We start from the raw sequence: 12,541 nt of genomic DNA on the forward strand, positions 1-12,541 counted from the left end.
GGGGGGCCGCCTTTCCGGGGGGGGGGGCGGGGGGGTGTAAACCGGGGGGGGGGCCCGGTGTGGGGGGGGGGCCCGGGGGGCGGTTTCCTTTTGTCGGGGGGGGGGGGGTTCATTGCGGGTGGGGGGGGGGCCCGGTTTTCCCCCGGGCCCCCCCTCCCTCACATCGGCCCGACTAACTCGGATTCGTGTCGATGACCGCGATCCGGTTGGTCTTGCTCATCAGCGCGGCGCGCAGGTTGATGTAGATCTCCTCGGCCGTGAGGGGGGTCTTCTTGCCGTCGGCACGGGTGATCAGCACACCGTCGAACGTCTGGCCGTACAGCTTCTTCAGGGCGGCCAGGTCGGGCTTGTCGACCAGCTTGCCGTTGACCGCCGTCACCCTGAGGAACTTCCACAGCGAGTTCTGCGGGCTCATCGGGATCGAGTGCGCGGCGTCCGTCTGCACGGTCACGTTCGCCGACATCGCCGGCTCCGCGAACTTCTTCATCTCCCGGTCGACCTCGGCGTTGGAGACCGTCGGCTGCTTGGTGGTCGTCGGCACGGTCACCGGAGTCGCCGTGCCCGTCTCCACCTCCGCGCGGTAGGCCTCCTGGACCGCCTGTGTCGACCGGCCGGCGTCGATGGCCTTGCCCGCCTTGCCGTAGACCGCGACGGCCTTGCCGGGCTTGAACTCGATCGTGCCCTCGGTGACCGAGCCGGAGCCGCCGCCCGTGGCCTGGAGGGCCGCCTGGAGCTTCTCCCCGTCCACCGGCATGACCGGCTCGACGACCCGCTTCTGACCGAAGAGGGAGCCGATGACGGAGACGGGGTTGTAGTCGCTCTTCGCCGCCGCGCCGACCGTCGACTGGAAGTCGAACTGCAGCCCCGCCTTGTCCGGCGTGAGGGAGACCGTCTTGCCGCCCACCGACAGCTTCAGCGGCTTGTTCACCCGGTCGCCGAAGGCGTCGTCGAGCTTCTTGACGGCGTCGTCACGGGTGCCGCCGCCGATGTCGACGCCGAGCACGGTGGTGCCCTTGGGCACGTCGGAGTGGTTCATCAGCAGCCCGGCGCCGTAGGCGACACCGGCGACCATGACCACGCCGCCGCCGAGCAGCACCAGCTTGCTGCGGCCCTTCTTCTGCTTCTTGGGCTTGCTCCCCGGCGCCTTCTGCGCGGCCGGCTCGGGCAGCTTGGGGGGCGTGGGCGACTGCGGTCCACCGGTACGCGCGCCCGGTCCGAACGGGGAGTCGGCACCCGACGGGACGACGGGGATGCCGCTGGTGACGGTGTGCCCGGAGACGTTCTCCGCCGGGGGGCGGTATCCGGGCGTGCCGGGCTCGGGCGCCGGCTTCTGCGGGGTGAGGATCGCCGTGTCGTCGCTCATGCCGCCGCCCGGGCCGCGTCCCTGGACGGAGCCGGGGCCCTGCCCGGGGCCGGGGGCCGTACGGGGGCCGCCAGGGGCCGTACGGGGGGCACCGGGGGCCGTACGGGGGGCACCGGGGGCCGTACGGGTGGCGTTGGGGCCGCTGAAGTTCTCCGGGGCGTCGAACGCGGTGCCGGACTGCATGCCGAGGTCGCCCAGGCCACCGGGCCCGCCCTGGCCGCCGCCGACGGGCGGCACTACCGGGCCGTCGCCGGTGACCGGACCACCGGTCGGGCCGGCGGGGCCCTGCGGTCCGCCGGCGCCGCCGCGGCCGGCGGGCCCGCCCAAGTCGCTGGGGTCACCGGGCCCGGCCTGGCCGCCCTGACCGTCCGTACCGGTGAGACCGTTCTGGCCGCCGCGGCCGTTCTCCGCGAAGTACGGCAGTTCGGCACGACGCGGCTCGCCCCTGTCACCCGGACCGGAGGCGGAGCCGGAGCCGGGGCGAGTGCCGTTGCCGTTGCCGTTGCCCAGCGGGCCCGCGGCCAGCGCCTCGGTCACGTCGAAGGAACCGGTGCCGCCGCCGTGCCCGGGAGCCACGGGACCGCCGGTGGCGCCGGGGAGGCCCGCGCCGTTCGTCCCGCCCGACCGGGAAGCACCCGGCACGCTCATCGAACCGACCACGCCGCCGGGGCGTCCGGCACCCGGACGCGCACCGCCCACGGGAGCGGAACCGTTCGGACGCGCACCGCCGCCCGGGGCACCCGAGCCCGGCGCCGTCGTACCGCCGGCAGCGGAACCGCCCGGCAGACCGGCGCCGTTCGTGCCGCCGCCGCCCGGACCGCCCTTGCCCGCGCCGGACTTGCGGGGCGCGAACCAGTCGCTGGCCTTCTCGTCGGTCGGCGCAGCGGGTTCGGCGGGCGGCGCGACGGTGCCCGTGGACATCGTGGTGGCGGCCGCGGGCTGCGGGTCGGCGCCCGCGTCGTCGGTGCCCTTCTCGGCGTCCGCGACGGGCGTGCGCATCACGACCGGCGGGATCGGCCTGGATCCGGGGATGTTGATCCGGATCCGGGTCGTCAGGGTGGTCTCGGTCTTGCGCTCCTCCGGCTGCGCGGCCGAACGGCCCGCATCCGTACCGCCGTCGGAAACCATGGGGGTTCCGTACGGCGGCGTGCCCGAGGGGTATGCGGCTCCGCCGCGCCCGTTGGGGCCGGAGGACGGAGTGTCAGTTTCACGACTCAAGGCAGGTTCTCCCGGTTGGCTCCGCCGCCCGCGTTACGACCTCTCTCGGGCGACTCGGCGGCGCGCACCACCATACTGGCCACTTCTGGCGCTTATCCCACGACCGCTGGGAAACCCACACGGGACTCGCACGCGCACCGCATCGCGAAGTGGTACGTCACTTGCCAAGTCGGGCCGCGTCGCCCCCAGGTTGCCGCCCGGGCGCAAGGGTGGCGCAGATCACAGCGAGGGCCATACCGCCGAGCAGGAACAGGTAGGTGCCGCCGCCCGCGCCGAACAGGAAGTCCCCTTCGGGACGGCTCGTGGTGAGGAAGATGACGGTGATGATCCAGCCGGCCACCGGCGCGACCGCGCCGGCCCGGCTGCCCAGGGCGTACGCCCCGCCCAGGAACACTCCGGCCGCGCCGGCCAGGGCCAGCAGCAGTCCGCCCGGGAACCAGCCGGCCTGCACCAGGGCCCCGGCGAGGGCGACGACCGCGCCGAGCACGAACAGCCCCAGCAGGGCGGCCGCCCGCCCACCCGAGGGCCGCTGCAACGGCTGCGCGAGCATGGAGCCCCTTCCTCCCGAGCTCATGACGCCTCCTCGACCCGGGGGGACAGATCGATACCGGCGAACAGATCGTTCTCCCGCACGGCCGGCCGCTCCCCGCTCACCAATTCGTAGTACTCGGTGGTGAACAGGGGTTGCGCCAGCTCGTTGGAGAGCGCGAAGTACGGTGCTTCCGCGGCGACGTCGAGCTGGGTGGCGTGCGCGCTCATCGCGGCGGCCTTGGCGGCGGCGTACGCGGTGCCGTCGATCGCGGTGGTGATCCGGTCGTCGTCGACCACGCCCGGTACGTCGTCGACGGCGGCGCTCTTGCCGAAGGGCAGGGCGGGCAGGTCGTCGCCGAGGCGGGCGAAGGCGGCCTCGGCGACGGAGCGTGGGACGCGGTTCCAGTAGACCTTGGGGATCCGCCAGCCCGCCTCGGCGGCCAGCTCCACGGCCCTCATGGCGACACGGTGGGCCTGGATGTGGTCCGGGTGACCGTAGCCGCCGTTCTCGTCGTAGGTCACCAGCACCTGGGGGCGGACCTCGAGAATCACCTCGACGAGATGCCCGGCGGCCTCGTCGACGTCGGCCTGCCAGAAGCAGCCGGGGTCCTCGTTGTCCGCGATGCCCATCATCCCGGAGTCCGAGTAGCGCCCCGCGCCGCCGAGCAGCCGGAAGTCGGTGACCCCCAGTTCACCCATCGCGGCGGCCAGCTCGCGCAGCCGGTACTCACCGAGGGTGGCGCCGGTCAAATGCCGCAGCTCGGGCGGAATGACCTCACCGCGCTCACCGCGCGTGCAAGTGACCAGCGTCACCCGGGCACCCCGGGCCGCGTACTCGGCCATGGTCGCGCCGTTGTTGATCGACTCGTCGTCCGGGTGCGCGTGCACCAGCAGCAGACGCCGGGCGGAGCGCGATGGGGGTCCCCCCGGCCGAAGGCTGGGGGAGGTCGGTTCCGTCATACCCCCAGCCTACGAGTCCCTGACCTCGGACAGACCGCGCCGGCGACCCGTCGCTCAGAACTTGATGCTGCCGATCATGCTCGCCACGTTGGTCGTCAGCTCGTTGATCGTCGGGGCGACCGTCGAGGAGGCGAGGTAGAAGCCGAGGAGGATGCAGACGACCGCATGGCCGCCCTTCAGCCCTGATTTCTTGACCAGCAGGAAGACGATGATCGCCAGCAGCACCACCGCCGAAATCGAGAGTGCCACGGCGGCTCACCTCCAAAGATCCCAGGGATGCGGGGGTTCGGACTATGGGGGGGTGTAGATCGGTCCAGCAAATCCATACAGTAGCCAGCAGGTTCATACCCACATAGCGGTAGTGATCATAACTATCGGTGCTCGAGCATCGCTGGGCGCACGGCCGCACAAGGGGGCGCATGGCCAATATGGTCAGGGCATGACGACCGAGCCTGTCTCCTTCCCCCGACGGCACGCCCGCACCCAGCGGTTCACGCTCGGCGCGCCGCGCTCGTTCACCGTGGCGCCCGACGGTTCGCGTGTCGCGTTCCTGCGCTCGCCCTCCGGTACGGACCGGGCCAACTCCCTGTGGGTCCTGGACCTGGCGGACGGCGGCGAGCGCGTGGCGGCCGACCCTCGCACCCTGCTCGAAGGCGCCTCCGAACAGCTCTCGCCCGAGGAGCGTGCGCGCCGCGAGCGCAGCCGTGAGGGGGGTGCCGGCATCGTCGGCTACGCCACCGACGCGGCCCTGGAGCTGGCGTCTTTCGCCTTGTCAGGGCGGCTTTTCACGGCTGAGCTGAGGGCGGGTACGGCACGTGAACTCCCCGTACCCGGGCCGGTGATCGACCCGCGTCCGGCGCCCGACGGGCGGCACGTGGCGTACGTCGCCCAGGGTGCTCTGCGGGTGGTGGGCGCCGAGGGCGAGGGCGACCGGGCGCTGGCGGAGCCGGAGTCGGCGGGCGTCTCCTATGGGCTGGCCGAGTTCATCGCGGCCGAGGAGATGGCTCGTTCGCGTGGGTTCTGGTGGTCCCCGGCGTCGGATCGGCTGCTTGTGGCGCGCGTGGACGACACGCCGGTGCGGCGGTGGTGGATCGCCGATCCGGCCCACCCGGAGCGTGAGCCCAACCACGTCGCGTACCCGGCCGCGGGAACGGAAAACGCGGACGTGCGTCTGTTCGTGATCGGGCTGGACGGCGGGCGCACGGAGGTCGTCTGGGACCGGGCGCGCTACCCCTATCTGGCGCGTGTGCACTGGTCAGACGCGGGGGCGCCGCTGCTTCTGGTGCAGGCGCGGGACCAGCGCAGCCAGCTGTTCCTCGCGGTGGACCCGGAGTCGGGGGCGACTCGGATGGTCCATGCCGATGAAGATCCAACTTGGCTTGAACTCTTCCCCGGGGTGCCCTGCTGGAGCCCCGCCGGACAGCTCGTCCGGATCGCTGACGAGGGCGGGGCGCGGGTGCTGTCGGTGGGCGAACGCCCGCTGACCGGGCCGCAGTTGCACATCCGTGCGGTGCTGGACGTGACCGCCGACGACGTGCTGGTCTCGGCCTCGGCGGGTGAGGAGGCCGAGGCGCCGGAGATCGGTGAGGTGCACGTCTACCGGGTCAATGAGCTCGGTGTGGAGCGCGTGTCCCAGGGGCCCGGCGTGCACTCGGCGGTGCGCGCCGGGGGCGTGACCGTGCTGGCCTCCGCCACGCTTGACCGCCCGGGCACTTCTGTCCAGGTACTGCGTGACGGAAAACAGGCGGCGACTGTCACGTCATATGCAGAAAACCCGGGTTTGTCCCCGCGTGTGACGCTCACCCAGGGGGGCGCACGCCGAATTCCATGCGCCGTGCTTATGCCACGCGACTACCACGGGGACACTCCCCTGCCGGTCCTCATGGACCCCTACGGCGGCCCGCACGGCCAGCGCGTCGTCGCCGCGCACAATCCGCATCTGACCTCGCAGTGGTTCGCCGACCAGGGCTTCGCGGTGGTCGTCGCCGACGGCCGCGGCACCCCCGGCCGCTGCCCCGCCTGGGAGAAGGCGGTCCGTGACGACCTCGCCGAGGTGGTCCTGCAGGACCAGGTGGATGCCCTCCAGGCACTTGCCTCCGACTTCCCGCTCGACCTGACCAGGGTGGGCATCCGCGGCTGGTCCTTCGGCGGCTACCTCGCCGGGCTCGCCGTACTGCGCCGCCCGGACGTCTTCCACGCCGCCGTGGTGGGCGCCCCCGTCACCGACCTCCGCCTGTACGACACCCACTACCAGGAGCGGTACCTCGGACACCCGGCCGAGCGGCCGGAGGTCTACCGGCGCAACTCGCTGGTCGACGACGCGGGGCTGGTCGACGCGGCCGAGCCGCACCGCCCGATGATGATCATCCACGGTCTGGCCGACGACAACGTGGTGGTCGCCCACTCCCTGCGCCTGTCCTCGGCGTTGCTGGCCGCCGGACGCCCGCACGAGGTGCTGCCGCTGTCCGGCGTCACGCACATGACCCCGCAGGAGACCGTCGCCGAGAACCTGCTGCGGCTCCAACTGGACTTCCTGCGGCGGTCCCTGGCATTGCCGGGCAAATCCGCATGAACCGCGTTAACACGCAGGCAACTTCACGGAAGCGGTACCGATATACGGACGCGCGAGGCTGAACAGCGTACGGCCGTGCGGGTGCCGTGAACGGGCCGGGGTGCACCATGTCACCCCGGCCCGTTGCCCTGCTCCTCCAGCGGCGCACTCCGCCCCGGCGTCGAACACGCGTCCGACACGTCCTCCGCGAAGTGGCACGCCGAGTCGTGCGCGGCCGGGCCGGTCGTGTGCCGGAACTCCTCCGGGACCGCGAGGGCCGGCACCTCCAGCGCGCAGCGCTCCCGCGCCTTCCAGCAGCGGGTGCGGAAGCGGCAGCCGGAGGGGATGTCCGTGGGCGACGGAACATCACCCGAGAGGATGATCCGCGCGCGGTGTTCACGGGCCTCGGGGTCGGGGACCGGCACGGCGGACAGCAGGGCCTGGGTGTAGGGGTGCGTCGGGTGGTCGTAGATCTCCGTCTCGGTGCCGGTCTCCACGATCCGCCCCAGGTACATCACCCCGACCCGGTCCGAGATGTGCCGCACGATCGACAGGTCGTGCGCGATGAAGACGTAGGAGAGCTCGAACTCCGTCTGGAGCCGGTCCAGCAGGTTGATCACCTGGGCCTGGACCGAGACGTCCAGGGCCGAGACCGGCTCGTCGGCGACGATCACCTCGGGCCGGAGCGCCAGCCCCCGGGCGATGCCGATGCGTTGGCGCTGTCCGCCGGAGAACTGGTGCGGGTAGCGGTTGACGTACTCCGGGTCGAGGCCGACCACGTCCAGCAGTTCCCGGACCCTGCGGCGCCGGTCGCCCTTGGGGGCCGCCTCGGGGTGGATCTCGTACGGTTCCCCGATGATGTCGCCCACGGTCATACGGGGGTTGAGGGAGGTGTAGGGGTCCTGGAAGACCATCTGGATGTTGCGCCGTACGGCCTTCAGGGCCCGGCCCGACAGCCGGGTGATCTCCTCGCCCTTGAAGCGGATCGAACCCGCCGTGGGTTGCTCCAGGCTGCACAGCAGTCTGGCGAGCGTGGACTTGCCGCAGCCGGACTCGCCGACGACGCCCAGGGTCTCGCCCCTGCCCAGACGGAAGTCGACGCCGTCGACGGCCTTCACCGCGCCGATCTGCTTCTTGAACAGGATTCCCCTGGTCAGCGGGTAGTGCTTGACGAGCCCGGTGACCTCAAGGATCGGCTCAGTCGTCGAGGCTGCCATCAGAACCTAGTCAGGGGACGCGCCGCTTTAGCGGGGTGGGGAATGGCTTCTGAGCCCTGCTCTGACCTCGACTGGATGCACGGATCAGCACTGTTCACCTGAGCCAGCCTTTCTGCCGCGCTAGACATGCGGCGCGTGTATAGTCTTTGTGTGACTGTGACCAGGAAGGTTCGCCAATTCTCTGGCGGTGTGTACGACCTAGGTCTCCACGTGGTGTGGTGCCCGAAGTACCGCCGTCCGGTCCTCGGTGGACGGGTCGCGGAACGACTGGACGAGCTGATCCGGCAGAAGGCCGACGAACGCGGGTGGGAGCTCATCGCCCTTGAGGTGATGCCCGACCGCGTGCACCTGTTCGTGAAGCACGACCCGAAGTCGTCGGCCTCGTACGTGGCGAACCAGTTCAAGGGCTTCACATCCCGCGTGCTGCGCGAGGAGTTCCCGCACCTGAAGTCACGGATGCCCACCCTGTGGTCATCGTCGTACTTCGCCGCCTCGGTCGGCGCCGTGTCGGCGGCCACGGTCGAGAAGTACATCAACACCCAGTGGGAACGCCCGGGGAAGAAGGGGGACGGCTCGTGATCCGCGCGTACAAGTTCCTCCTGCGCCCCACGGTCCGTCAGACGACCGCGCTCGGCGAGATGCTGCGGGACCACTGCTCCCTGTACAACGGCGCTCTCCAGGAACGCCGTGACGCCTACCGGCACACCTCCAAGACCACCGTCCGCTACGGGGACCAGTCCGCCCAGCTCAAGGAGATCCGGGCGTTCGATCCGGAGCGGCAGGGCCGCTGGTCGTTCTCCTCCCAGCAAGCCACCCTGCGCCGCCTGGACAAGGCGTTCCAGGCGTTCTTCCGTCGGGTCAAGGCTGGGCAGACCCCGGGCTACCCTCGCTTCAAGGGTGCAGGGCACTTCGACACCGTCACCTTCCCCAAGGACGGCGACGGCTGCCGATGGGACTCCACCCCCCAAGATTCCGTCACCCGCGTACGCATCCAGGGTGTCGGGCACGTTCGTGTGCACCAGCACCGGCCCGTGCGCGGCCGGGTCAGGACGATCTCGGTGAAGCGGGAGGGAACCCGCTGGTACATCGTCCTGTCCTGCGACAAGGTGCCAGCCGAGGAACTGCCGCCCACCGGGGCGGTTGTCGGCATCGACATGGGTGTCGCCCACTTCCTCACCACCTCGGACGGCGAACACGTCGCCAACCCGCGATTCCTCACCGCGATGGCTGAAGAGCTGGCCGAGGCGCAACGGTACCTCGCCACGTTTCCGAAGCGGACCCGGCAGCGCACCAAGCGCCACCGCGCGGCGGCCCGAAAGGTCGCCAAGCTGCACGCCAAGATCCGGCGGCAGCGCGCCGACTTCCACCACAAGACCGCCCGCACGCTCATAACCGGCCACGACGTGATCGCGCACGAGCGGCTCAACACGGCGGGCATGACCAAGAGCCCCGCCCCCAAGGTCGATCCCGAGCAGCCCGGCGTGTTCCTGCCGAACGGTGCTGCCGCAAAGGCCGGCCTCAACCGCAGCATCCTCGACGCGGGTTGGGCGCAGTTCCTCGGAATCCTGGCGAACAAGGCTGAGAGTGCCGGTCGCCTCGTGGTCCCGGTGGACGCGCGCAACACCTCCCGCATGTGCCCCGAGTGCGAGCACGTCGCGAAGGGGAACCGCGTCACCCAAGCGAAGTTCGAATGCACGGCGTGCGGGTTCGCGGCGAACGCGGACCACGTCGGCGCGACGAACGTCCTCAACAGGGTCGGGCTGGTCCTCTGCGCGGCGGCTTAGCCACCGACGTAGGAAGCCCGCGCGTTTACGCGTGGGTGGAGTCACGCAGGCACTCCCTCCAGAAGTGGCAGGCACTCCCCCGGTCCGCGTCGACCTCGTACAGCGGCGGTTCCTCGGTCCGGCACACGTCCCGGGCCATCGGGCAGCGGGGATGGAAGGCGCAGCCCGGCGGGATGTGCGTGAGGTTGGGCGGCAGGCCCTTGATGGCGTAGAGCTCCTGGCCCTTCTGGTCGAGGCGCGGGATGGAGTCCAGCAGGCCGCGGGTGTAGGGGTGGGCGGGCGTCTTGTACAGGTCGTGCACAGGAGCCGACTCCACGATCCGCCCCGCGTACATCACCGCGATCCGGTCCGCCACGTCGGCGACGACCCCGAGGTCGTGGGTGATCAGGATCAGCCCCATGCGGTACTCGCGCTGCAACTCCGCGAGCAGGTCCATCACCTGGGCCTGGACGGTGACGTCGAGGGCGGTGGTGGGCTCGTCGGCGATGATGAGCGCCGGCTCCAGGGCCATCGCCATGGCGATCATGATGCGCTGGCGCATGCCGCCGGAGAACTGGTGCGGGTAGTCGCGCACCCGCTGGGCGGCGGCCGGGATGCGCACCCGCTCCATCAGCTCGACGGCCCTGGTCCGCGCGTCCTTCTTCGACATGCCCCGGTGGACCACGAACATCTCGCCGAGCTGGTCGCCCACGGACAGGACGGGGTTCAGCGCGGACAGCGCGTCCTGGAAGATCATGGCCATTCCGGCGCCGCGGACCTTCCTGCGCTCCTCCTCCTTCAGCTTCAGCAGGTCCTGGCCCCGGAAGAGGATCTCCCCGCCGGTGATCCGCCCCGGCGGCACGTCGAGGATGCCCATGACCGCCTGCGCGGTGACGGACTTGCCCGAGCCGGACTCGCCGAGCACGGCGAGCGTCTCCCCCGCGTCCACCCCGTAGCTCACCCCGTTCACCGCCCCGGCGACCCCGTCCCGCGTCCGGAACTCCACGTGCAGGTCCCGCACTTCCAGCAGCACGGCGCCGTCACCTCAGTCTCGGGTCGAGGGCGTCGCGTACCGCGTCGCCGAGCATGATGAACGCCAGGACGGTGACCGCGAGCGCACCGGAGGGCCACAGCAGGGCGTGCGGGGCGTTGCGGATGTACGGGGAGGCGGCGGAGATGTCGATGCCCCAGGAGACGCTGGGCGGCTTCAGGCCGACGCCCAGATACGACAAGGTCGCCTCGAGCGCGATGTAGGTGCCGAGCGCGATGGTGGCCACGACGATCACCGGGGCGACCGCGTTGGGCGCGATGTGCCTGAGCAGGATGCGGGGTCCGGAGGCGCCGAGGGCGCGGGCGGCCTGGACGTAGTCGTTCTGCCTGGCCGTGATGACGGAGCCGCGTGCGATGCGGGAGATCTGCGGCCAGCCGAGCAGCACCATGAACCCGACGACGGGCCAGACCGTGTTGCTGGTCACCACGGAGAGGAGGACGAGGCCGCCGAGCACGACCGGGATCGCGAAGAAGATGTCGGTGAGACGGGACAGGAACGAGTCCCACGCCCCGCCGAAGAACCCCGCGAGCCCGCCCAGCACGGACCCGAGGAGGGCCACCCCCAGCGTGGCGCAGACGCCGACCGTGACGGACGTACGGGCGCCGTACACGGTCCGCGTGTAGACGTTGCAGCCCTGGCCGTCGTAGCCGAAGGGAGCGCCCGGCTGGGAGCCTTCCTGGGCCTTGGCGAGGTCGCACTGCAGTGGGCTTCCGGAGGCGATGAGCGAGGGCCACAGGGAGATGACGACGAGGAAGAGGATGACGAGCCCGGAGACGAGGAAGACGGGGTTGCGGCGCAGGTCCCGCCAGGCGTCGGACCAGAGGGACCTCGGTCTGCCCGCCGGGCCGGCCCCCTGTGGGCCTCCCGGCGTCCGCTCCAGCGTCGCCGCCTCACTCGCCGCCAGGTCCATCGCGCCGCCCATGCCGGTGCCCGCGATGGCGCCCTCGGGCTCGTACGGCTGCTCAGGCATAGCGGATCCTCGGGTCGAGTACGGCGTACAGGAGGTCGACGAGCAGGTTGGCGACCAGGAAGACCAGCACGAGCACGGTCACGAAGCCGACGACCGTCTGGGTGTTCTGGCGCAGGATGCCCTGGTAGAGCTGGTAGCCGACGCCGTGGATGTTGAAGATCCGCTCGGTGACGATCGCGCCGCCCATCAGGGCGCCGATGTCGGTGCCGATGAAGGTGACCACGGGGATGAGCGAGTTGCGCAGCAGGTGCCGGGTGGTGACGCGGTGTCGGGGCAGTCCCTTGGCGATCGCCGTGCGGACGTAGTCGGAGCGCTTGTTCTCCGCGATGGAGGTGCGGGTCAGCCGGGTGACGTAGGCGAGCGAGACGGAGGCCAGGACCACGCCGGGTACGAGCAGCTCGGTGAAGGTGGCCTCCGGCGGGACCGACGGTTTGATCCAGCCCCACTCCACGCCGAGCAGGAGCTGCAGCAGCAGGCCGGTGACGAAGACGGGGACGGAGATGACCACCAGGGTGGCCACCAGCACGCCGGTGTCGACGGGCCGTCCGCGTCGCAGTCCGGTGACCACGCCCAGGGTGATGCCGATGACGATCTCGAGGACGACCGCCACGATGGTCAGCCGGAGGGTGACGGGGAACGCGGTGGACATCAGCTCGATGACCGGCTGCCCGTTGAACGCCGTCCCGAAGTCGCCGGTGAAGACGTTCCCCATGTAGGTCAGGTACTGCTGCCAGACGGGCTGGTCGAGTCCGAACTCCTGCCTCAGCCGGGCGGCCGTCGCCGGGTCGCACTGCCGTTCGCCGCACAGGCCCGCGATGGGGTCGCCCATCACGTTCACCATCAGGAAGATCAGCAGGGTGGCCCCGACGAACACCGGGATCATCTGGAGCAGACGCCTGACGACGTAGCGCCCCATG

The 12,541-nt window shown here is 71.0% G+C and carries 11 protein-coding genes; 3 read left to right on the forward strand and 8 right to left on the reverse strand.

What is annotated here, in order from left to right:
* Nucleotides 1–172: 172 nt before the first annotated feature.
* From ACFYZQ_RS35480 to ACFYZQ_RS35495, 4 genes are all read right to left on the reverse strand, one after another.
* Nucleotides 173–2,581: a hypothetical protein gene (locus ACFYZQ_RS35480; protein ID WP_389157053.1), complete on the reverse strand. Its 2,409-nt coding sequence runs from the start codon at nt 2,579–2,581 to the stop codon at nt 173–175.
* A gap of 157 nt (nt 2,582–2,738) precedes the next feature.
* Nucleotides 2,739–3,155, reverse strand: coding sequence for a DUF6113 family protein (locus ACFYZQ_RS35485; protein ID WP_389157056.1), 417 nt, complete (start codon nt 3,153–3,155; stop codon nt 2,739–2,741).
* The gene (gene mshB, locus ACFYZQ_RS35490; protein WP_389157059.1) at nt 3,152–4,072 is read right to left on the reverse strand and encodes an N-acetyl-1-D-myo-inositol-2-amino-2-deoxy-alpha-D-glucopyranoside deacetylase; all 921 of its coding nucleotides are present in this window, start codon (nt 4,070–4,072) and stop codon (nt 3,152–3,154) included. The genes ACFYZQ_RS35485 and mshB overlap by 4 nt, the downstream gene beginning before the upstream one ends.
* A 54-nt stretch (nt 4,073–4,126) precedes the next feature.
* Nucleotides 4,127–4,321: a hypothetical protein gene (locus tag ACFYZQ_RS35495; protein WP_190013027.1), complete on the reverse strand. Its 195-nt coding sequence runs from the start codon at nt 4,319–4,321 to the stop codon at nt 4,127–4,129.
* Nucleotides 4,322–4,511: 190 nt separating this feature from the next.
* Here ACFYZQ_RS35495 and ACFYZQ_RS35500 point away from each other — a divergent pair, with 190 nt between their 5' ends.
* Nucleotides 4,512–6,644, forward strand: coding sequence for a prolyl oligopeptidase family serine peptidase (locus tag ACFYZQ_RS35500; protein WP_389157062.1), 2,133 nt, complete (start codon nt 4,512–4,514; stop codon nt 6,642–6,644).
* Nucleotides 6,645–6,754: 110 nt separating this feature from the next.
* Here ACFYZQ_RS35500 and ACFYZQ_RS35505 read toward each other — a convergent pair whose 3' ends face one another.
* On the reverse strand, nt 6,755–7,840 hold the full coding sequence (locus ACFYZQ_RS35505) for an ABC transporter ATP-binding protein (RefSeq protein WP_389157065.1): 1,086 nt from the start codon (nt 7,838–7,840) through the stop codon (nt 6,755–6,757).
* 156 nt (nt 7,841–7,996) lie between these two features.
* Between ACFYZQ_RS35505 and tnpA the strand changes: the two genes are divergently transcribed.
* Together tnpA and ACFYZQ_RS35515 are read left to right on the forward strand one after the other, a co-directional pair.
* Entirely contained in the window at nt 7,997–8,419 is a 423-nt protein-coding gene (tnpA, locus tag ACFYZQ_RS35510; protein ID WP_389157316.1) for an IS200/IS605 family transposase, read from the forward strand.
* The gene (locus ACFYZQ_RS35515) at nt 8,416–9,624 is read left to right on the forward strand and encodes an RNA-guided endonuclease InsQ/TnpB family protein (protein WP_389157068.1); all 1,209 of its coding nucleotides are present in this window, start codon (nt 8,416–8,418) and stop codon (nt 9,622–9,624) included. The genes tnpA and ACFYZQ_RS35515 overlap by 4 nt, the downstream gene beginning before the upstream one ends.
* Nucleotides 9,625–9,649: 25 nt before the next feature.
* Here ACFYZQ_RS35515 and ACFYZQ_RS35520 read toward each other — a convergent pair whose 3' ends face one another.
* From ACFYZQ_RS35520 to ACFYZQ_RS35530, 3 genes are read right to left on the reverse strand one after another with little or no spacing between them, the layout of a single operon-like run.
* A complete protein-coding gene (locus tag ACFYZQ_RS35520; protein ID WP_389157071.1) occupies nt 9,650–10,636 on the reverse strand; it encodes an ABC transporter ATP-binding protein in 987 nt (328 codons plus the stop codon).
* Nucleotides 10,637–10,643: 7 nt separating this feature from the next.
* Nucleotides 10,644–11,624 (reverse strand): ABC transporter permease, encoded by a 981-nt coding sequence (locus ACFYZQ_RS35525; RefSeq protein WP_389157074.1) that lies wholly within the window; start codon nt 11,622–11,624, stop codon nt 10,644–10,646.
* Entirely contained in the window at nt 11,617–12,540 is a 924-nt protein-coding gene (locus ACFYZQ_RS35530) for an ABC transporter permease (protein WP_389157077.1), read from the reverse strand. The genes ACFYZQ_RS35525 and ACFYZQ_RS35530 overlap by 8 nt, the downstream gene beginning before the upstream one ends.
* Nucleotide 12,541 lies beyond the last annotated feature (1 nt).

The organism is Streptomyces sp. NPDC001843, from assembly GCF_042891955.1.
Lineage (GTDB): Bacteria > Actinomycetota > Actinomycetes > Streptomycetales > Streptomycetaceae > Streptomyces.